A 21,555-nucleotide genomic window follows, 5' to 3' on the forward strand; every position below is an offset into this window, starting at 1 on the left:
TGGTCTAAGGCAATTCGTAATCCTTCTAAAATATGAGCACGCGCTTCTGCTTTTTCTAGTTCATAAGCTGTACGTCTACGAATTACTACCTTTTGATGTTCCAAGTAATGATATAAATTTTGTTTTAAGTTCAGTACTTGCGGCTCTCCATTTACAAGAGACAGCATGTTAATACCGAAACTTGTTTGAAGTGCTGTATGTTTATATAGGTTATTTAATAATACATTAGCATTGGCATCACGACGTACTTCCATAACAATACGCATACCATTTCGATCTGATTCATCACGTAAATCTGTAATACCTTCAATTTTCTTATCGCGAACTAATTCTGCAATTTTTTCAATTAATCGCGCCTTATTTACTTGATAAGGTAGTTCCGTTACGATAATAGATTGTTTGCCATTTGACTTCTCTTCAATTTCAACTTTAGCACGAAGTATAATAGAACCGCGTCCTGTTTCATAAGCTCTACGAATACCACTTCTTCCTAAAATTAAACCTGCCGTTGGGAAATCTGGTCCTGGAATGCACTCCATTAATTCTGCAATAGTAATATCGGGATTATGACTTAATGCCAATACGCCATCAATTACTTCGCCAAGTTGATGCGGCGGAATATTCGTTGCCATACCTACTGCAATACCTGTCGTACCATTTACTAGTAAGTTAGGAAAACGCGCTGGTAATACAATCGGCTCTCTTTCAGAACCATCGTAGTTATCTTGATAATCAATCGTATTTTTTGAAATATCTCGTATTAATTCCATAGAGATTTTAGACATTCTTGCTTCTGTATAACGCATTGCTGCCGCTGAATCACCATCGACAGATCCAAAGTTACCATGCCCATCAACAAGCATATAACGTTGACTGAAATCTTGCGCCATACGTACCATTGTTTCATAAACAGCTGAATCACCATGAGGGTGATACTTACCGATTACTTCACCAACAATACGTGCTGATTTCTTATACGCTTTATCAGCCGTAATTCCTAAATCATTCATCGCATATAAAACCCTACGATGCACAGGTTTTAATCCATCACGAACATCTGGTAATGCACGAGATACGATAACACTCATTGCGTAATCTAAAAATGAGGTACGCATTTCATGACTAATATTAATTTCTCGAATTCGTGCTTGTTGTTGATTGTCTGACATCAACGAGCACCTCCTCTTACATTTCCGTTACACATACATTGATTTATATGTAGAAGACAGGAATACTCAGATTCCTGTCATTACTCATTTAAATATCAAGGTTTTTCACGTATTTTGCATTTTCTTGGATAAAGTTACGACGTGGCTCTACTTTATCCCCCATTAAAATTTCAAATGTTTCATCTGCTTCAATTGCATCTTGAAGGGAAACTTGAAGTAATGAACGCACTTCTGGGTCCATTGTCGTTTCCCAAAGCTGGGTTGGGTTCATTTCTCCTAAACCTTTGTAACGTTGGATACCAGGTTTAGGTTGAGCTGGTAATTCAGCTAAAATCTTTTCAAGCTCTTTTTCATTATAAGCATATTGAATTTTTTTACCTTGTTGTATTTTAAACAACGGTGGCTGTGCAATATAGATATAACCATGTTCAATAATTTGACGCATATAACGATAGAAGAACGTTAATAATAGGGTACGAATATGCGCACCATCTACGTCGGCATCCGTCATAATAATAACTTTATGATAACGAGCTTTCTCGATATCAAAATCGCCGCCAATGTTCGTACCAATTGCAGTAATAATTGTACGCACTTCATCGTTAGATAAAATTTTATCCAATCTTGCTTTTTCAACGTTAATAATTTTACCTTTTAGCGGTAAAATCGCTTGGAAGTGACGATCACGCCCTTGTTTTGCTGATCCACCGGCAGAGTCACCCTCTACAATGTAAATTTCACTAATTGCTGGATCTTTCGAAGAGCAATCTGCTAATTTACCAGGTAAACTTGAAACTTCTAATGCGCTCTTGCGGCGTGTCAATTCACGCGCTTTTTTCGCTGCAACACGTGCACGTGCTGCCATCGTACCTTTTTCTACGATTTTTCGTGCAACATTCGGGTTTTCTAGTAAGAACTTTTCAAATGCCTCTGAAAACACAGACTCTGTAATCGTTCTTGCTTCACTATTCCCAAGTTTCGTCTTCGTTTGTCCTTCAAATTGTGGGTTTGGATGTTTAATTGATACAATTGCAGTTAAACCTTCACGAACATCCTCACCCGTTAAGTTACTGTCTGCATCTTTTAAAATACTATTTTTACGTCCATAATCGTTAATCACACGAGTTAAAGCTGTTTTAAACCCTACTTCATGTGTTCCACCTTCATACGTATGAATGTTATTCGTAAATGAGTAAATATTATTTGTATATCCTTCGTTATACTGTAAGGAAACCTCAACTTGAATACCATCTTTTGATCCTTCTACATATACAGGTTCTTCATGGATTGGTTGTTTTGAGCGATTTAAATGCTCGACGTATGATTTAATTCCACCTTCATAATGGAATTCTTTCTTTTGCTTATGTTCACGTTTATCTTCAATTGTTAATTTAATATTACGATTTAAAAATGCTAATTCACGCATACGAGTTGCGAGCGTATCAAATTCATATACTGTTGTTTCCTGAAAAATTTCTGGATCTGGTTTAAATCGAGTTATCGTTCCTGTTTGATCTGTGTCACCAATGACTTTTAAATCCGCAACCGGAATACCTCTTTCGTATTTTTGATAATGGATTTTACCTTCACGATGTACAAATACCTCTAGTTCTGTTGATAGGGCATTTACTACAGATGCCCCAACACCATGCAAACCACCAGAAACTTTATAACCGCCGCCGCCAAACTTACCACCAGCATGAAGAACGGTCATAATAACTTCTACAGCAGGACGTCCCATTTTTTCTTGTATACCAACTGGAATACCACGTCCATTATCCGTTACACGAATACTATTATCTTCTTCGATACTAACGTTAATTTCATCACAGTACCCTGCAAGTGCCTCATCAATACTATTATCGACGATTTCCCATACAAGATGGTGAAGTCCTTTTCCGCTTGTAGATCCAATATACATACCAGGGCGTTTTCGAACTGCTTCTAGTCCTTCAAGTACCTGTATTTGACTTTCATCATATGAATTTTCTTGCATTTGCTTTTGTTCCATTGACACAAAGATCACCTACTTTTCCATTTAAACAGGGATTACGCCCTATCTATTTCACAATCTACCGTGCCGTTCGTTACATGAATTGTTTTCGCTTCTTTTAATGTTTCGTGTTCAATTCCGTCGACACTCGTCGTTGTCACAAATGTTTGCACTTTTCCTTGAATTGTATTTAACAGATGCGATTGACGATAATCATCTAATTCTGATAATACATCATCTAATAGAAGAATCGGATATTCTTTAACTTCTGAGTAAATCAATTCAATTTCAGCTAATTTTAGGGACAGTGCGGTCGTTCGTTGTTGTCCTTGCGAACCAAAGACTTGAACATTTTTACTATTAACGAAGAATTGTAAATCATCACGATGAGGACCAATTAAAGTCGTACCACGGAAAATTTCACGTTGTTTCACGGATTGAAAACTTTCATAGTATACTTCTTTTATTTTCGACAAATCCATTGATTCTGATACATCTACACTCGGTTTATAGACAATTTCTAATTCTTCTAACCCACGGCTTATACCACGATGAATTGGAGCTGCCCATTCTTGTAGTAAATGCAAAAATTCAAAGCGTTTTTGCAAAATTTTTGTACCATGCTCAATAAGTTGAAGTGTAAATACATCCAACATCGTTTCCTCATTCTTACTATTCCCTTGCATCTTTTTTAGCAAGTGATTTCGTTGTGTGAGCACCTTTTGATATTGACTCAGTTCATACAAATAGACCGGAGCTATTTGGCCTAATTCCATATCTAAAAAGCGTCTTCTTACTTGAGGGCTTCCTTTTACAAGATTTAAATCTTCTGGGGCAAACATGACAACATTCATCACGCCAATATATTGACTCAATTTTTGTTGTTCAAGTTGATTTAATTTTGCCTTTTTACCTTTTTTCGAGATATTTAATTCCAAAGACAAAGAACTATTTCTCTTTTGTAGCTTTCCTTTAATTTGACCGAAATCTTCATCCCAACGGATAAGCTCGCGATCATTAGAGGTTCTATGAGATTTCGCCATCGCTAAAACATAAATAGCTTCCATCAAATTCGTTTTCCCTTGCGCATTCTCGCCGATAATTACATTTACCTTATCTTCAAAGGAAAGCTCTAACTTTTCATAATTGCGATAGTTTTTTAATTGTATTTCTGAAATAAACAAAGGGCTCCCCCTTTATGACTGAACTTGGAAACTTCCGCTTCCTGGAATTTCAATAATATCGTTCGCATATAGTTTGCGACCTCTTCTATTTTCAAGTTCTTGATTCACGTACACTTCATATTCTTGTAAAAACCATTTTACAGCGCCACCTGTATCAATTACATCGGCTAACTTTAAAAATTGCCCTAGTGTAATATACTCTGTTGAAATTTTAATACGTTTCATAAAATCGCTCACTTTCTGAAAGTGTTCATTCTTTCATTGTACTAAATAAACTAGCATTAGGAAAGTAATACCCAAAAATCAAATAAGGGCTACTAGCATCTGAAAACTAGCAACCCTTATTTCTTACTTAGTAAGTACGAACCGGTAAAATTAATTGAATAATGGATTCATCATTTACTGTACGAATTAAGAATGGTCTCATTGCTCCAGTAAAGCTAATCTTAATTTCAGTACTATCTAATGCTTTTAGTGCATCCATCATATATTTTGCACTAAAAGATATTTTTAACTCTTCCCCATCTACTTTTTCACATTGAACTTCTTCTACTACTTTTCCGATTTCTGGTGAATTCGAGGAAATTTCTAGCATTGCCTGCTCTAAAGTTGATAATTTTACAACATTATTACGACCATCTCTTGCTAAAAGAGATGCACGATCAATTGCTTGTAAAAATTCTTTTGTATTTACAAAAATATCTGTTTTGCTCTCCGCTGGAATTAAGCGAGTTGTATCAGGGTAATTTCCTTCTAACAATCTTGAGAAGAATAATAAATGTTTTGTACGGAATAATACTTGATACTCCGTAATAACGATATCTACCATTTCTTCAGACTCATCTAGAATTTTACTTAATTCATTTAAACTTTTTCCTGGAATAACAACATTTGCTTGGAACTCATCTGCAATGCCTTCGATTTTTGCTTTTCGAAGAGCTAGTCTGTGACTATCTGTAGCAATGCCAGTTAGTTCGCTGTTATATACCTTCCAGTTTACACCTGTCAAGATTGGTCTTGTTTCAGAAGTGGAAACTGCAAATACAGTTTGTCTAATCATATGTTTAAGTAAATCCGTTGGAATCTTAAAAACATGATGTTCTTCAATTTGTGGTAACAATGGATATTCTGCAGAATCTAAACCATTTAAATTAAACTCTGATTTTCCAGAAGTTATTTTTGTCATCAAATGATTTTCCACAGAAATTTCTACAGTTTCTTTAGGTAATTTCTTTACAATTTCACTAAAATATTTAGCCTGTAAAACAATACTTCCTGATTGTTTCACTTCTACGATTTCTTTTCCATTCTCTTCAACTGGAATGAAAGATTCAATTGAAATATCAGCATCGCTTCCTGTTAATGTAACTCCTTCTTCCGTAGCGACAACTTTAATCCCCGTAAGGATCGGAATTGTTGTACGAGAAGAAACAGCCTTCATTACATCTTGTACACTTCTTACAAGATAGTCTTTTTGTATTGTAAAACGCATAAAGAAAAACCTCCGGTAAGTATAAGATTTTATTTAATTAATAAAGATAAAAAAATAGTAGTAATAGTAATAGGGCTTGTGGATATGTGGATAACCCCGTTGAAGGATGTAAAAACAGTCTATCTACATGTGGATAGACTGTGCGTAAAACAAGGAAAGTTATTCACACTATTCAGCTACTACTTTAAAATATCGTTAATTTCTTCAACTTGCTTTTGTAATTGCGTATCCGTCTTAAGTAGCTTAGAAATTTTTTCATGAGCATGGATAACTGTTGTATGATCACGTCCACCGAATTCCTCACCTATTTTAGGTAAGGAGGAGTCTGTCAGTTCACGTGATAAATACATTGCAATTTGGCGAGGAAAGGCAACTGATTTCGTTCGCTTTTTCGCCTTGAAATCTTCCAATTTTACTTGATAAACATCTCCGACAGCTTTTTGAATATCATAAATGGAGATAATTTTTGGTTTAGAATTTGGAATAATATCTTTAAGTGCTTCGGCAGCTAAATCAGCATTAATATCTTTGTTAATTAAAGATGAATAAGCTACAACTCGGATGAGTGCACCTTCTAGTTCACGAATATTTGAATCGATTTGATTTGCAATATAAAGCATGACCTCATTTGGTATATCAAGTCCTTCAGCCTTTGCCTTTTTGCGCAAAATTGCAATCCGCGTTTCTAAATCTGGTGGCGTAATATCCGTAATGAGTCCCCATTCAAAGCGAGAACGAAGACGATCTTCTAAAGTTGGAATTTCTTTTGGTGGCCGATCACTGGAAATTACAATTTGTTTACTTTCTTCGTGTAATGCATTGAATGTATGGAAAAACTCTTCTTGAGTTTGTTCTTTTCCCGCTAAAAATTGAATATCATCTATCAATAAAACATCCACATTGCGGTATTTATTACGAAAATCGACAGCTTTATTATCACGAATAGAATTAATGAATTCATTTGTAAATTTTTCTGATGATAAATATACAACCTTGGCATTTGGGTTATGTTCAATTACATAATGACCAATTGCATGCATTAAATGGGTCTTTCCAAGTCCAACTCCCCCATAAATAAAGAGGGGATTATATGCTTTAGCTGGCGCTTCGGCTACGGCCAATGAAGCAGCGTGAGCAAAACGGTTACCAGAGCCAATAACAAACGTATCAAACGTATATTTTGGATTTAGCATACTCTGTGGTAAATGATTAGAATCATCTTGTGCTGAATTCGGTTTAGAAGGAGGAAGATCAATCTCCTCTTCAGCTTGACTTTGGGGAATAATAAAGCGAATAGCTAATTTTGCCCCTGTTAAATCATAAAGTGTTTCTGAAATTAGCTCTGAATAATGAGATTCTAGCCAATCGCGGGCGAATTCATTTGGAGCCGTAATTGTTAATACATCTTTCTTTAAATTATGTGCGGTCGTTGATTTTAACCATGTTTCATAACTTGGTTTACTGACCTTTTTTTCTAGTTCTTTTAAGGCGCTGTTCCATAAATCAGAGATGTTTTCCAAAGGTGTCCCTCCTTTACTAAGATGGTAAAAGAATAAGGTTGCGCAACAAATGTACAACCTAAATAAATATAAAATGTATATTTATACGAAACGTATTTTAAAACCTAAAAACGTCGTTTGTATATGAGATAGGGTTTTCGACAAAAAAAGCGAATGTGGATAATCATTTACCCACATGTGATTAAAACTGTCCACATGTTATACACAAATTGTGGATAAGATAAAGATGTGGAAAACTTATTCAAAGTGAAAACACAACTATAATATCAAAAAAAAGTAGCTATAGCAATGAAATTAAGAAAGTTATCCACAAAATCAATACCTTGTGGAATAAACTTGTCCACAACACGATATACTGTGTAAAAGTACGAAAAGAGTTTGTGGATATAAAAAACAAGAAAAATTATTTATCCACAAGGAAATATAGCGTCTGTGAAAAAGTATGTGAATAGGTTCAAAATGAATATTTGATGAAAATTTCTAGAACCATTGACATTTTCCTAGTTGATTAACTATAATTTATAAGACTGTCTTTAACAGATATTCCTCAGGGAGGTGTCATATAATGAAAAGAACTTACCAACCAAATAAACGTAAGCGCAGCAAAGTACATGGTTTCCGCAGCCGTATGAGCACAGCGAACGGACGTAAAGTGCTAGCAGCTCGTCGTCGTAAAGGAAGAAAAGTATTATCTGCGTAGACCACTGATCGTTCAGTGGTCTTTTTTTCTAATAATAGTGAATTTCCGCTGATGAACTACAGGAGTGTCAATTGATATGAAGAAAAAACATCGTATAAAAAAGAATGATGAATTCCAGACGGTTTTTCAAAAAGGAAAATCGAATGCAAATCGTCAATTTGTTGTCTATCAACTAGATAAAGAAGAACAGCCAAACTTTCGTATTGGCCTATCTGTCAGCAAGAAAATAGGAAATGCAGTAGTGCGTAATCGAATTAAACGTATGATTCGCCAGTCGATCACAGAATTAAAAGATGAGATAGATTCTGGAAAAGATTTTGTTATAATAGCAAGGAAGCCTTGTGCAGAGATGACATATGAAGAATTGAAGAAAAGCTTAATTCATGTCTTTAAACGCTCTGGTATGAAAAGAATAAAAAAGTAGCGTAAGGAAATGAATTACACTATATACATACCGAAACAAGGAGGAGCAGGCTTTGAAAAAGAAAATAGGTTTACTAGCCATGGTTATTGCATTAATGGCAATTGCTACTGGCTGTAGTGAAGTCAATCAGCCGATTACACCGAAAAGTACTGGAATTTGGAATGAATATTTCGTATACCCGCTTTCTCAGTTAATTACGTATTTTGCCAACTTATTTGGTAGTAATTACGGTTTAGCAATCGTTGTTACAACTCTTATTATTCGTTTTGCATTATTACCGTTAATGATTAAACAAACGAAGAGTACGAAAGCAATGCAATCGTTACAACCAGAAATGGTGAAGTTAAAAGAGAAATATAGTTCTAAAGATCAAGCGACACAGCAAAAATTACAACAGGAAATGATGCAGTTATATCAAAAAAATGGTGTAAATCCATTAGCCGGTTGTTTACCAATCTTCATTCAAATGCCAATTCTATTCGCTTTTTATCATGCGATTATGAGAACGGCTGAAATTAAGCAGCATAGTTTCTTATGGTTTGATTTGGGACATGCAGATCCGTACTATATCTTACCGATTGTTGCGGCAATCACAACATTTATTCAGCAAAAGCTTGCAATGGCAGGAACTGCTGGTCAAAACCCGCAAATGGCAATGATGATTTGGCTTATGCCTATCATGATTTTAATCTTTGCAATTAACTTCCCAGCTGCATTATCACTTTACTGGGTTGTTGGTAATATCTTTGGTATTGCTCAAATGTATTTTATCAAAGGGCCAGAAATTAAGGCTAGTAAGGCTGAGGGATCAGGCAAGTGAGTATAATCACTGCTAAAGGTCATACAGTCGAGCTGGCAGTAGAGGATGCTTTAAGACAATTAAATGCTTCAAAAGACCGAGTAGATATAAATATTATCGATGAGGGTAAGAGAGGTTTCTTAGGCTTATTTGGAAACCGACCTGCAGTAGTAGAAGTTGTATTGAAGAAAGATCCAATTCAAGAATGTGAAGAATATTTAAAAAATGTTATTCACGATATGGGTGTGGAAGCTGAGATTAGTAAAATTGTAAAAGGACGCGAAGTTGAATTTACAATTTACGGCGAAAATGTAGGTGTTTTAATTGGGAAAAGAGGAAACACCTTGAATTCTTTACAGTATTTAATAAAACTTGTGGCGAATCGTAATACGAAGCAGTACATTGGTATCACACTAGATGTGGAAAATTATCGTAGTAAAAGAAAAGCTACGTTAGAAGCACTTTCTTATCGATTAGCAAAACAAGTAGTAAGTACGAAAAAAAGAGTTGTGTTGGAGCCTATGCCATCTTTTGAACGAAAGATTATCCACCAAGCATTATCTAATCATCAAAATATCATTACAACTTCTGAAGGAAAAGAACCACATCGACATGTTGTAATATCTTCCAAGTGACCGGTTACTCAATTGAGTGCCGGTTTTTTTGAGGGGAAAATAGGTGTGGATAACTAAAAACACTAAACTTATCCACTGTGAATAAGTTTAGTGTTTTTTACATGAGGACATAATAAAATGAGTTATTATTCTTTTGTAGATAGGTTCGTTATGGTATTCTAATAATTTAGTGAAGAAAATAATCATGTTGAAATAGAGATAAATAAGCAAGTGAGGTGAAAGGACATGGAATTTGATACAATTGCCGCGATTTCCACAGCGCTTGGAGAGGGTGCAATTGCCATTGTTCGAGTAAGTGGGGATGATGCGGTTGAAAAAGTTAATCGTATTTTTAAAGGGAAGGATTTAACAGAGGTTCCTTCTCATACAATTCATTATGGTCATATTGTTGATTTAGATACAAATCAGGTTATTGAAGAAGTAATGGTGTCCATTATGCGTGCACCAAGGACTTTTACACGTGAAAATATAGTAGAAATTAACTGTCATGGTGGACTTGTTTCAGTAAATAAAGTATTGCAGCTTATTTTAGCGCAAGGAGTACGATTGGCGGAACCTGGTGAATTTACAAAACGTGCTTTTTTAAATGGCCGTATTGATTTATCACAAGCAGAAGCTGTTATGGACTTAATCCGTGCAAAAACAGATCGTGCAATGAATGTAGCAATTAATCAAATGGAAGGTCGATTATCTAAATTAATCGGCCGTTTGCGTCAGGACATATTAGAAACGTTAGCTCATGTTGAGGTAAACATAGATTACCCGGAATATGATGACGTGGAAGAAATGACACATAATATTTTAATTGAGAAAGCTACACATGTTCGTGCTGAAATTGCAAAAATATTAGAAACATCGAAGCAAGGAAAGATTTTACGTGAAGGTATTGCTACTGCAATCATCGGTAGACCTAATGTTGGGAAATCATCGCTATTAAATAGTCTCGTTCAGGAGAAAAAGGCAATTGTAACTGATATTGCAGGAACAACTCGTGATGTTATTGAAGAGTACGTTAATGTGCGTGGTGTACCACTTAAACTTATAGATACAGCCGGAATTCGTGAAACAGAAGATGTTGTTGAACGAATTGGTGTAGAGCGTTCAAAAGAAATGATGAGTCAAGCTGATTTAGTGTTAGTTGTCGTTAATTATAGCGAAGCTTTAACGAATGAGGATGAAGATCTATTCCGTGCCGTACAAGGAAAAGATTTCATTGTTATTGTAAATAAGACAGATTTACCGCAAGCAATTGATATGGAACGTGTTATAGAATTGGCAGCGGGGAATCGTATTATTACAACGTCGTTAATTGAGGAACAGGGGATAGATGAGCTTGAAACGGCAATCGCTGATTTATTCTTTGAAGGAACAATTGATTCTGCAGATGTAACATATGTTTCTAACGCGAGACATATTGGATTATTAACACAAGCAGGAAAAACAATTGGAGATGCAATTGAGGCGATAGAAAATGGTGTTCCAATTGATATGGTGCAGATTGATTTAACAAGAACGTGGGAAATACTTGGTGAAATTACTGGTGACACCGTTCATGAAAGCTTAATTGACCAGTTGTTCTCTCAATTTTGTTTAGGAAAATAATATAGTGATGTTTCAGAAAGATAGAGATTATTAGGAGGAATAAACAATGGGATACAATGCCGGTTCATACGATGTCATAGTAATCGGTGCAGGTCATGCAGGATGTGAAGCTGGTCTTGCGGCAGCACGAATGGGCTCCAAAACATTAATGTTAACAATTAACTTAGATATGGTAGCGTTTATGCCATGTAACCCTTCTGTTGGTGGACCAGCAAAAGGGATTGTTGTTCGTGAAATTGATGCATTAGGCGGAGAAATGGGACGCAACATTGATAAAACGCATATTCAAATGCGTATGTTAAATACAGGTAAAGGGCCAGCTGTACGTGCACTTCGAGCACAAGCAGATAAGTTCTCTTACCAGCATGAATTAAAGAAAACAATTGAAGAAACACCAAACTTAACGTTGTTCCAAGGAATGGTAGAGCGTTTAATCGTTGAAGACGGCGAATGTAAAGGGGTAATTACGCAAGCTGGTGCTGAATATACAGCAAAGACAGTCGTAATTACGACTGGAACGTTTTTACGTGGTGAGATTATTATGGGAGATTTAAAATATTCGAGTGGTCCAAATAATCAACAACCATCTATTACTTTATCGGAACATTTAGAGGAGCTTGGATTTGATCTTGTTAGATTTAAAACAGGTACACCTCCGCGCGTAAATAGTAATACGATTGATTACAGTAAAACAGAAATTCAGCCAGGTGATGATAAGCCACGAGCTTTCTCTTTTGAAACGACAAAGTTTATTATGGATCAAATTCCATGTTGGTTAACGTATACAAGTACGGAAACACATCGTTTAATAGATGAAAACCTACATCGCTCAGCTATGTATTCTGGTATGATTAAGGGAACAGGTCCTAGATATTGTCCTTCAATTGAAGACAAGGTAGTAAGGTTTAATGATAAACCACGTCATCAAATTTTCTTAGAGCCAGAAGGACGTAACACACAAGAAGTGTACGTACAAGGTTTATCCACAAGCTTACCAGAAGACGTACAGCGTGATATGCTTAGAACAATCCCTGGTCTAGAAAATGTTGAAATGATGCGTACAGGTTATGCAATTGAATATGATGCAATTGTGCCAACGCAACTATGGCCAACACTTGAAACGAAAAAAATTAAAAATTTATATACAGCAGGACAAATTAACGGAACTTCTGGTTACGAAGAGGCGGCAGGACAAGGGCTTATGGCCGGAATTAATGCAGCATGTCGTTCTTTAGGTAAAAAAGAAGTTATTTTAGGTCGTGAGGATGCTTATATTGGTGTCTTAATTGATGATCTTGTAACGAAAGGGACGAATGAACCATATCGTTTATTAACGTCTCGTGCAGAGTATCGTCTATTATTACGCCATGATAATGCGGATCTTCGTTTAACTGAAATTGGTCATGAAATTGGATTAATTAAAGAAGAACGCTATGAGCGATTTACAAATAAAAAATTAAAAATTGAACAGGAAAAGGAACGTTTAAGTAGCATTATTATTAAACCACGTCCTGAAGTTCAAGAATTAATTCGCAATATTGGTGGAAGTGAATTGAAAGATGGAATACGTGCAAGTGACTTATTACGTCGTCCAGAGATGACATATGAGCATATCCATCTTTTAGTACCAAGTGAAGTAGAATTAAGTGATGAAGTTACAGAACAAGTTGAAATTCAGATTAAGTACGAAGGATATATCGAAAAATCTTTACAGCAAGTAGAGCGTATGAAGAAGATGGAAAGCAAAAAAATTCCTGTCGATATTGATTATGATGCGATTTCTAGCCTTGCATCAGAAGCTAGACAGAAATTGAAAGATGTTCGTCCACTTTCAGTGGGGCAGGCTTCACGTATATCGGGCGTAAATCCAGCGGACATTTCCATTTTACTTGTGTATATTGAACAAGGAAAAATTGCGCGAGTATCGAACCAATAAATAGTAAGGAGATATTGTTAGATGAACATAGAACAATTTCAATCTATGCTAGAAGAGAAGGGTATCATCCTCTCTTCTAGACAGTTAGAGCAGTTCGAAATCTACTTCGAAACATTAGTAGAGTGGAATGAAAAAATGAACTTAACGGCTATTACGGAAAAAGAGGAAGTATATTTAAAACACTTTTTTGATTCTATTACAGCTGCTTTTTATTACGATTTTTCAAAACCATTCTCAATTTGTGATGTTGGCGCAGGAGCTGGATTCCCAAGTATTCCTTTAAAAATCTGTTTCCCGCATTTAAAAGTGACGATTGTAGATTCATTGCAAAAACGTATTAATTTCTTAAATCATTTAGCACAAAAGTTGGAATTGAGTGACGTCGCGTTTTGTCATGATCGTGCTGAAACATTTGGAAAAAAAGAAGGTGTACGTGAAGCGTACGACATTGTAATGGCACGTGCAGTCGCGCGTCTTTCAGTGTTAAGTGAGCTATGTTTACCACTTGTAAAAGTGGGGGGAACATTCATTGCAATGAAAGGTGCTGCAGCAAACGAAGAAATTGAAAATGGCAAGTATGCTTTAGAGGTGCTAGGCGGGGATTTAAAAGAAATGTCTACGTTCCAATTACCGTTTGAAGAAAGTGAACGTAATATTTTATTAATCGAGAAAAAGCGCAAGACACCAAAGAAATATCCACGCAAACCGGGAACACCCAATAAATTACCTATTGAAAAATAAATCTTATTAGACGTAAGATTAAATTATATAAATGAAAACGTAAATGTTTCATAGGAAACATTTTATGGAGAATAGTCAATAGGCCTAAAGGTGGTGGAATATGTATGAAAAATACGTTTTCTCGTTTATTTGGCTTTGGAGATAAAGAGAGCGAATTCGAATTACAAGACGAAAGCCATGAAGAAATAGATAAAAAGGTATATGAAGAAATACAAGAAATTCCGATAGTAAATATTACCCCTAACCGTTATCAACCACGAACAGTTTTTGATGATGCGCGTATTGAGGAACTAGCATTAACGATTCGTACACACGGACTTATTCAGCCAATTGTTGTGAGGCAATATGAGGATGATAAGTACGAGATTATTGCTGGAGAAAGGCGTTTCCGTGCAGCAACAAAGTTAGGGTGGGAAAAGGTTCCTGCAATTATAAAAAACTTAAATGATACAGAAACAGCTTCTGTGGCTTTAATTGAAAACTTGCAACGTGAGGAACTAACAGCAATCGAGGAAGCTGTGGCATATCAAAAGCTAATTGAGTTACATAATTTAACGCAAGAAGCATTGGCACAAAGACTCGGAAAAGGACAATCCACAATCGCAAATAAGTTGCGATTGTTAAAGTTGCCTGAAGAAATAAAAAATGCGTTATTAGAAAAAAGTATTACAGAACGCCATGCCCGTGCGCTCATCCCTTTAAAGAATGAGGAATTACAACTGAAGGTTTTACAGGAAATTGTGGAGAAACAACTGAATGTAAAGCAAACAGAGGAGCGAATTGCGAAATTACTAGAGGAAGCAAAACCGAAGCGTAAGGCAAAGCAAAAAGCAGTAAGTCGAGATACGAGAATTGCCATGAATACAATTAGGCAGTCATTACAAATGGTTGCTGACAGTGGTTTAAATGTTAATTCTGAGGAAGAAGAGTTTGACGAATACTATCAAATTACAATTCAAATTCCGAAGAAAAAATAATAATGGCGTGTTAGAGACCTGATCCTATTGGATAGGTCTCTTTTACTATATTTTCTTGTTAGATGAAGAAGGAGTTTACAAATAAATTTTGAAGTTTAATAAGGACGTAAAAGAAAAACTTTTATTTCATGTTACAATAAACGTAATTGTTACTAGAATAAGATAGAAAGGTTGAAAGTAGGTGACATCATGGGAAAAATCATTGCTATAGCCAATCAAAAGGGTGGCGTTGGAAAAACAACAACATCTGTTAATTTAGGGGCTGGATTGGCACAAGTAGGTAAAAAGGTCCTTCTTGTAGATATTGATGCTCAAGGAAATGCAACGACGGGTGTGGGAATTGAAAAATCCGAATTAGATCAATGTATTTACAATGTTCTTGTGGAAGATGCAGATGTTCAAGGGGTTATACAGAAAACCGCAACTGAAAACTTAGATGTTCTACCCGCTACAATTCAATTAGCAGGTGCTGAAATTGAATTGGTACCGACTATTTCCCGGGAAGTACGTTTGCAAAGGGCATTACAGCCAGTTCGTGATGAATATGATTATATTATTATCGACTGTCCCCCGTCCTTAGGGTTATTAACGATTAATGCATTAACTGCAGCAGATTCTGTTATTATTCCTGTTCAATGCGAATATTACGCACTAGAAGGGTTAAGTCAGCTATTAAATACAGTTCGACTTGTGCAAAAGCACTTAAATAAAAATCTAGCAATTCAAGGCGTATTGCTAACAATGTTAGATGCCCGTACAAATTTAGGGATTCAGGTTATAGATGAAGTGAAAAAATACTTTAGAGATAAAGTATACCGTTCGATTATCCCTCGTAATGTTCGTTTGAGTGAAGCACCAAGTCATGGGAAACCAATTATGCAGTATGACGCTAAATCAAGAGGGGCAGAAGTATATATAGATTTAGCAGAGGAAGTGATTGCAGGTGGCTAAAGGATTAGGAAGAGGAATCAATGTGTTTTTTCCTGATTTAGATGTGAAAGAAGAAGAGACAATTCAGGAGATTACGATAACTGAATTAAGACCGAATCCATATCAACCACGTAAACACTTTAATAAAGAGGCGATTCAGGAATTATCGGCCTCTATTAAAGAGCACGGCATATTACAACCATTAATTGCTAGAAAGAGTATTAAAGGATATGAAATTGTTGCAGGTGAAAGAAGATATCGTGCTGCTAAAGAGGCGGGACTCGAAAAAGTACCTGCCGTTGTAAGACAATTAAATGAGCAGCAAATGATGGAGTTTGCATTGCTTGAAAACTTACAACGAGAAGATTTAAATCCAATGGAAGAAGCAATGGCATATCAAATGTTAATGAATGAGCTAAATGTGACGCAAGAACAATTAGCAAAACGTCTTGGTAAGAGTAGACCTTACATTGCAAACTATACGCGATTATTAAGCCTCCCTTCTTTTGTGCAAGATATGATTGCAAATGGTCAACTTTCAATGGCTCATGGGAGAACTTTACTTACGATAAAAGATGAAGAGCAGTTGAAATCTTTACTGAAACGAATTGAAAAAGAAGGGTTAAATGTTCGTCAATTAGAGAAAATTGTTCAGGAGATTAATCAACGCGTTTCACGTGAAACAAAACAAGTAAAAAAAGAGAGAAATATATTTTTCGTAGAACGCGAAACGTTCTTAAGAGAAAAGTTTGGCACAGAGGTAAAAATTAAAGAAACAAAAAAGGAAAAAGGTAAAATCGAAATTGAATTTTTCAATAAAGAAGATTTAAATCGTATTTTAGAATTATTAGCGCAGCAAAACTAAAAAGCAAACCATCTTATTATTTATAGATGGTTTGCTTTTTTTAATACAGATAATTTTTGGTCTGTTTCTTTTATGCTTTGTGCAATTACGTCAGCCATTTTCATGACTAAACTTAATCTTGTATTTTGCAGGACGAAAAACTCCATAAAACCGTTCAGATTTACGATGCCATGAATATGTAAGTCACCAACTGCTGGTAATTTCTTATTCATCGCAGCTCCGGGTTTACTAGGTCCCATTCCGGTAGTGATGGAACCGATACTTTGAGATTTTCCTAAACAAGCATCAACCGCAATTATAAATGAAGCAGGATTATCTTTCTGTATATTCTGAATTTTTTCTTCTAAGTTTAGCGCATGTACTGGTTCATCCAGTGTGCCGAACACTTGGAAGTTTGTAATTCCTACTTGTTCTAGTTTCGTACCGACTAATGGCCCGAGTGCATCGCCTGTAGAACGATCTGTTCCGATACAAACGAGAATAATTGGTATATGGTTTTTAATAGGGATATGGGAAAGTAAGAAGTTACTAATTGTCTCGGAGGCTTCTAAATCTTGGTGCATAACATTTTGAGTTTCTTTTTCGAAAAAAGGTAAGCGAAAACTTCCAATATTCATGAAGCACCCATCCTTTTAATAAATTTTCAAAATATGTTATATGTTGAGTGAAATGGAAAACTATAAGTGCATATGTGATGTAAAACTTAAATGAAGACGGAAATAATAGTACTAGTATATATATATTTGTTCCATTTTATACCTGCATGGAAGTTAATAAATAGAATTAAAGTCATAAAATTTTTTCAGCAATTAGGAGACTTCTGATACAATAAGAAAGATAATTAAAAAGAAATTTTGGCTGGAGAGGTAGAGGTACATGGATTTATTAACGAAGTGGTTTAATGCTACGAAACAGTATTTACTAGATGCTGATCGTTGGGCTCATATTGGAATTGCGACATTAAAAATATGTATCATTTTAACAATTGGTGCAATTGTAGTACGAATTGCGAGAGCGGTTGTACGGAATGCGTTTCGTATGGGAAGTCGTTCGCCAATTCAAATTTCAGAACGTCGTACAGTTACAGTAGCGAAGTTACTTGAAAATATTGTGGCATACGTTGTTATGTTTATTATGTTAATTGCGATTTTAGGTGTGTTTGATATTAATGCATCAGGTTTATTAGCCGGTGCAGGGGTAATTGGTTTGGCAGTCGGATTTGGTGCTCAAAGTTTAGTGAAAGATGTTATTACAGGGCTATTTATCTTGCTAGAAGATCAATTTTCAGTCGGTGACTACGTAAAAATTGGTCAGTTTGAAGGAGTCGTTTTAGAGATTGGACTTCGTACAACAAAAGTAAAAAGTTGGACAGGTGAAATTCATACTTTACCAAATGGAAGTATCATTCAAGTTACGAACTATTCAGTTAGTAATAGTGTAGCATTTGTTGATGTATCTATTTCGTATGAGGCTGACATAGCGAAAGCAGAGCAAGTCATTGAAGACTTATTACAAGAATTACCTGCAAAGTACGAAAAAATGGTAACAACACCGCAATTGTTAGGTGTACAAACATTAGCTGCTTCAGAAGTTATATTACGTGTTATTGCTGAAGTAGAGCCAATGCAACATGCAGTTATTGCAAGAGCACTTCGTAAAGAAATTAAAAATCGTCTAGATCTACATGGTATTGAAATTCCGTATCCACGTATGGTTTTATATAATCGTGAAGAATTAGTGAGTGAAAAAGCAATTTAGTATGGAGAGGGGTTTGGAGAATGGAGCAAAAGCAGTATAACTTGTACGATGTTGTGGAAATGAAGAAAGCCCACCCATGTGGGGAGAATCGTTGGAAGATTATTCGTATGGGAATGGATATCCGCATTAAGTGCGAGGGATGTGACCATTCAGTAATGATTCCTCGAAGAGAGTTTGATCGTAAGGTGAAAAAAATACTTGTGAAGCACGAAGAATAGAGAGAAAGTAACAGTTGCAGTGGGTAGCTGTTACTTTTTTTCGTTTGGAGGAAACTTGTCATTTTTTTCGTTACTATCTATAATGATGAAAGATTGAGACATAGGAGTGAAAAATATGGGATTAACGGCTGGGATTGTTGGATTACCTAACGTAGGGAAGTCCACTTTATTTAATGCAATTACACAAGCAGGAGCAGAATCTGCAAACTATCCATTCTGTACAATTGATCCAAACGTAGGAATTGTAGAAGTACCAGATGAGCGTTTAAATAAATTAACGGAATTAGTAGAACCGAAAAAAACTGTTCCGACTGTATTTGAGTTTACTGATATTGCAGGTATCGTAAAAGGTGCTAGTAAAGGCGAAGGTTTAGGAAATAAATTCTTATCTCACATTCGCCAAGTAGATGCAATTTGCCAAGTTGTTCGTTGTTTTGAAGACGAAAATATTACGCACGTTTCAGGGAAAGTAGATCCAATTGATGATATTGAAACAATCAACCTAGAACTAATCTTAGCCGATTTAGAATCAGTTGATAAACGTATCGAACGTGTTGCGAAATTAGCAAGACAAAAGGATAAAGAAGCAGTATATGAGCATGAAATTTTAGTTCGTTTAAAAGAAGCTTTTGAAGAGGGAAAACCGGCTCGTACTGTTGAATTTACAGAAGAGCAAATGAAGATTGTTAAAGGCCTTCATTTACTGACAACGAAAGAAATGTTATATGTAGCAAACGTAAGCGAGGACGATGTAATCGATCCTTCTGAAAACAAATATGTACAAATGGTAAAAGAATTTGCTGCGAATGAAAACTCTCAAGTAATCGTTGTATGTGCAAAAATCGAATCAGAAATCGCCGAGCTAGACGAGGAAGAGAAAAAAGTATTCCTTGAAGAACTAGGTATTGAAGAATCTGGTTTAGATCAATTAATTCGTGCTGCATATGATTTATTAGGACTTGCTACTTACTTCACAGCTGGTGTACAAGAAGTACGTGCATGGACATTCAAACAAGGTATGAAAGCACCACAATGTGCTGGTGTAATTCATACAGACTTTGAGCGTGGATTTATTCGTGCAGAAACAGTTTCTTACGAAGACTTAATGACAAATGGTTCTATGACAGCTGCAAAAGAAGCTGGTAAAGTTCGTTTAGAAGGAAAAGAGTATATCGTAAAAGACGGAGATGTTATGCACTTCCGTTTTAACGTTTAATTTAATATTTCCTAGGAAAAATAAAGATATGAGCTTGGCAAATATATTATATGTTTGCCAAGTTTTTTATGTATGGGTGAGTTGATTCATCTAACTTACTATGATATAATCTAAACTCGTGAGTAATTACTATAAATTAATTGCTCCTTGCCCATTATGGGCCGTTTAGACCAAAAGGAGGTGAAAGTGTAATGAGAAAGTACGAAATTATGTACATCATTCGTCCTGGCGTTGAAGAAGAAGCTCAAAAAGCTTTAGTTGAACGTTTTGCAGGTGTTTTAACAAACAATGGTGCAGAAATCATTAACACGAAAGAGTGGGGTAAGCGTCGTTTAGCTTACGAAATCAACGACTTACGTGAAGGTTTCTACATGATCTTAAACGTGAAATCTAACGCAGAAGCGATTAACGAATTCGACCGTTTAGCTAAGATCAACGAAGACATCCTTCGTCATATCGTTGTTAAAGAAGAAGAAAAATAATTGATATATAAGGGAGAGTGGTTCGATTGATGAATCGTGTTATCCTCGTTGGTCGTTTAACTAAGGACCCTGACTTACGTTACACGCCCAATGGTGTTGCAGTAGCTACTTTTACGTTAGCTGTGAATCGCGCATTTGCCAATCAACAAGGTGAGCGTGAAGCTGACTTTATTAATTGTGTAATATGGCGTAAACAAGCAGAAAACGTAGCAAATTATTTGAAAAAAGGTAGCTTAGCAGGCGTAGATGGACGTCTTCAAACTCGTAATTACGAGGGACAAGATGGTAAACGTGTATACGTAACAGAAGTTCTTGCGGAAAGCGTACAATTTTTAGAGCCGCGTAATGGCGGTGGGGAGCAACGCGGTTCATTTAATCAGCAACCATCAGGAGCTGGTTTCGGTAACCAAGGCTCTAACCCATTTGGTCAATCTAGTAATTCAGGTAACCAAGGTAACTCTGGATTTACGAAGAATGACGATCCATTTTCAAATGTAGGTCAACCGATCGACATTTCCGACGACGATTTACCGTTCTAATACAGTAAATTTGTTAGTTTTAACAAAGAATGGAGGGAAATAGACATGGCAGGACGCAAAGGTGGACGTGCGAAACGTCGTAAGGTGTGTTTCTTCACAGCTAACGGCATCACTCGCATCGATTATAAAGATGTTGATTTATTAAAACGTTTCGTTTCTGAGCGTGGTAAAATTTTACCTCGTCGTGTAACAGGAACAAGCGCAAAATACCAACGCAAACTTACAGTTGCAATTAAACGTGCTCGTCAAATGGCACTTTTACCATATGTTGGTGAATAATAGCGTATGAAATGCACAGTAGAGTCGGACTCTACTGTGCATTTTGCTATGCTTTTCTTTTTTGAAAGAGAGGTTAAAATGTGAGGCAAGCGAGAT

General features: G+C 35.9%; 23 protein-coding genes (1 of these 23 running past the window's edge). 16 read left to right on the top strand and 7 right to left on the bottom strand.

Annotation, left to right across the window (positions count from 1 at the left end):
• The 6 genes from gyrA to dnaA all read right to left on the bottom strand — a co-directional run.
• Nucleotides 1-1,169: the start of a DNA gyrase subunit A gene (gyrA, locus tag LMD38_RS26245; protein WP_001282851.1), read on the bottom strand. Its footprint begins 1,303 nt before the window's first position; the window shows 1,169 of its 2,472 coding nt (coding positions 1-1,169); its start codon is at nt 1,167-1,169; its stop codon lies beyond the left edge, outside the window.
• Nucleotides 1,170-1,257: 88 nt separating this feature from the next.
• Nucleotides 1,258-3,180 carry a DNA topoisomerase (ATP-hydrolyzing) subunit B gene (gene gyrB, locus LMD38_RS26250; protein ID WP_000435991.1) on the bottom strand — a complete coding sequence of 641 codons (1,923 nt, stop codon included), beginning with the start codon at nt 3,178-3,180 and terminating at the stop codon, nt 1,258-1,260.
• 38 nt (nt 3,181-3,218) lie between these two features.
• Entirely contained in the window at nt 3,219-4,346 is a 1,128-nt protein-coding gene (recF, locus tag LMD38_RS26255; RefSeq protein ID WP_000470750.1) for a DNA replication/repair protein RecF, read from the bottom strand.
• 12 nt (nt 4,347-4,358) lie between these two features.
• Entirely contained in the window at nt 4,359-4,571 is a 213-nt protein-coding gene (yaaA, locus tag LMD38_RS26260; RefSeq protein WP_000821367.1) for a S4 domain-containing protein YaaA, read from the bottom strand.
• Between the two features lie 127 nt (nt 4,572-4,698).
• Complete coding sequence (gene dnaN, locus LMD38_RS26265) at nt 4,699-5,838, bottom strand: DNA polymerase III subunit beta (protein WP_001212895.1); 1,140 nt, start codon at nt 5,836-5,838, stop codon at nt 4,699-4,701.
• Between the two features lie 179 nt (nt 5,839-6,017).
• Nucleotides 6,018-7,358: a chromosomal replication initiator protein DnaA gene (dnaA, locus tag LMD38_RS26270; RefSeq protein WP_000428025.1), complete on the bottom strand. Its 1,341-nt coding sequence runs from the start codon at nt 7,356-7,358 to the stop codon at nt 6,018-6,020.
• Nucleotides 7,359-7,923: 565 nt separating this feature from the next.
• Here dnaA and rpmH point away from each other — a divergent pair.
• The 10 genes from rpmH to spo0J all read left to right on the top strand — a co-directional run bounded on the left by rpmH (nt 7,924) and on the right by spo0J (nt 16,967).
• Nucleotides 7,924-8,058 (top strand): 50S ribosomal protein L34, encoded by a 135-nt coding sequence (rpmH, locus tag LMD38_RS26275; RefSeq protein ID WP_000831901.1) that lies wholly within the window; start codon nt 7,924-7,926, stop codon nt 8,056-8,058.
• A 76-nt stretch (nt 8,059-8,134) separates the two neighbouring features.
• On the top strand, nt 8,135-8,482 hold the full coding sequence (gene rnpA / locus LMD38_RS26280; protein WP_000726627.1) for a ribonuclease P protein component: 348 nt from the start codon (nt 8,135-8,137) through the stop codon (nt 8,480-8,482).
• A 52-nt stretch (nt 8,483-8,534) separates the two neighbouring features.
• A complete protein-coding gene (spoIIIJ, locus tag LMD38_RS26285; protein ID WP_000726761.1) occupies nt 8,535-9,302 on the top strand; it encodes a YidC family membrane integrase SpoIIIJ in 768 nt (255 codons plus the stop codon).
• Nucleotides 9,299-9,916, top strand: a complete 618-nt coding sequence (jag, locus tag LMD38_RS26290) for an RNA-binding cell elongation regulator Jag/EloR (RefSeq protein ID WP_227585677.1) — start codon at nt 9,299-9,301, stop codon at nt 9,914-9,916. The genes spoIIIJ and jag overlap by 4 nt, the downstream gene beginning before the upstream one ends.
• 225 nt (nt 9,917-10,141) lie before the next feature.
• Nucleotides 10,142-11,518: a tRNA uridine-5-carboxymethylaminomethyl(34) synthesis GTPase MnmE gene (mnmE, locus tag LMD38_RS26295; protein ID WP_000393772.1), complete on the top strand. Its 1,377-nt coding sequence runs from the start codon at nt 10,142-10,144 to the stop codon at nt 11,516-11,518.
• A gap of 46 nt (nt 11,519-11,564) precedes the next feature.
• Nucleotides 11,565-13,454 (top strand): tRNA uridine-5-carboxymethylaminomethyl(34) synthesis enzyme MnmG, encoded by a 1,890-nt coding sequence (gene mnmG / locus LMD38_RS26300; protein WP_061183116.1) that lies wholly within the window; start codon nt 11,565-11,567, stop codon nt 13,452-13,454.
• Nucleotides 13,455-13,475: 21 nt separating this feature from the next.
• The gene (gene rsmG, locus LMD38_RS26305; RefSeq protein ID WP_001019615.1) at nt 13,476-14,195 is read left to right on the top strand and encodes a 16S rRNA (guanine(527)-N(7))-methyltransferase RsmG; all 720 of its coding nucleotides are present in this window, start codon (nt 13,476-13,478) and stop codon (nt 14,193-14,195) included.
• A 104-nt stretch (nt 14,196-14,299) separates the two neighbouring features.
• The gene (noc, locus tag LMD38_RS26310) at nt 14,300-15,172 is read left to right on the top strand and encodes a nucleoid occlusion protein (protein WP_000799023.1); all 873 of its coding nucleotides are present in this window, start codon (nt 14,300-14,302) and stop codon (nt 15,170-15,172) included.
• Nucleotides 15,173-15,361: 189 nt separating this feature from the next.
• Nucleotides 15,362-16,123, top strand: a complete 762-nt coding sequence (gene soj / locus LMD38_RS26315) for a sporulation initiation inhibitor protein Soj (protein ID WP_000516114.1) — start codon at nt 15,362-15,364, stop codon at nt 16,121-16,123.
• Nucleotides 16,116-16,967, top strand: a complete 852-nt coding sequence (gene spo0J / locus LMD38_RS26320; RefSeq protein ID WP_001051838.1) for a stage 0 sporulation protein Spo0J — start codon at nt 16,116-16,118, stop codon at nt 16,965-16,967. Before soj ends, spo0J begins: the two co-directional genes overlap by 8 nt.
• 20 nt (nt 16,968-16,987) lie before the next feature.
• Here the strand turns inward: spo0J and yyaC are convergent, their stop codons facing one another.
• Nucleotides 16,988-17,584, bottom strand: a complete 597-nt coding sequence (gene yyaC / locus LMD38_RS26325) for a spore protease YyaC (protein WP_001020717.1) — start codon at nt 17,582-17,584, stop codon at nt 16,988-16,990.
• Between the two features lie 259 nt (nt 17,585-17,843).
• On the opposite strand from yyaC, the gene LMD38_RS26330 reads away from it, so the two are divergent.
• The 6 genes from LMD38_RS26330 to rpsR all read left to right on the top strand — a co-directional run bounded on the left by LMD38_RS26330 (nt 17,844) and on the right by rpsR (nt 21,459).
• Complete coding sequence (locus LMD38_RS26330; RefSeq protein WP_000365102.1) at nt 17,844-18,725, top strand: mechanosensitive ion channel family protein; 882 nt, start codon at nt 17,844-17,846, stop codon at nt 18,723-18,725.
• A gap of 20 nt (nt 18,726-18,745) precedes the next feature.
• Nucleotides 18,746-18,943, top strand: a complete 198-nt coding sequence (locus tag LMD38_RS26335; protein WP_000436051.1) for a DUF951 domain-containing protein — start codon at nt 18,746-18,748, stop codon at nt 18,941-18,943.
• A 115-nt stretch (nt 18,944-19,058) separates the two neighbouring features.
• Nucleotides 19,059-20,159 (top strand): redox-regulated ATPase YchF, encoded by a 1,101-nt coding sequence (gene ychF, locus LMD38_RS26340; protein WP_000524669.1) that lies wholly within the window; start codon nt 19,059-19,061, stop codon nt 20,157-20,159.
• Between the two features lie 191 nt (nt 20,160-20,350).
• A complete protein-coding gene (gene rpsF, locus LMD38_RS26345; RefSeq protein WP_001233778.1) occupies nt 20,351-20,641 on the top strand; it encodes a 30S ribosomal protein S6 in 291 nt (96 codons plus the stop codon).
• Nucleotides 20,642-20,667: 26 nt separating this feature from the next.
• On the top strand, nt 20,668-21,180 hold the full coding sequence (gene ssb / locus LMD38_RS26350) for a single-stranded DNA-binding protein (RefSeq protein ID WP_000981966.1): 513 nt from the start codon (nt 20,668-20,670) through the stop codon (nt 21,178-21,180).
• 45 nt (nt 21,181-21,225) lie between these two features.
• Nucleotides 21,226-21,459 carry a 30S ribosomal protein S18 gene (gene rpsR / locus LMD38_RS26355; RefSeq protein WP_000918873.1) on the top strand — a complete coding sequence of 78 codons (234 nt, stop codon included), beginning with the start codon at nt 21,226-21,228 and terminating at the stop codon, nt 21,457-21,459.
• Nucleotides 21,460-21,555 lie beyond the last annotated feature (96 nt).

Origin of the sequence: Bacillus pacificus (assembly GCF_020861345.1) — a bacterium.
Classification (GTDB): Bacteria; Bacillota; Bacilli; order Bacillales; family Bacillaceae_G; genus Bacillus_A; species Bacillus_A pacificus.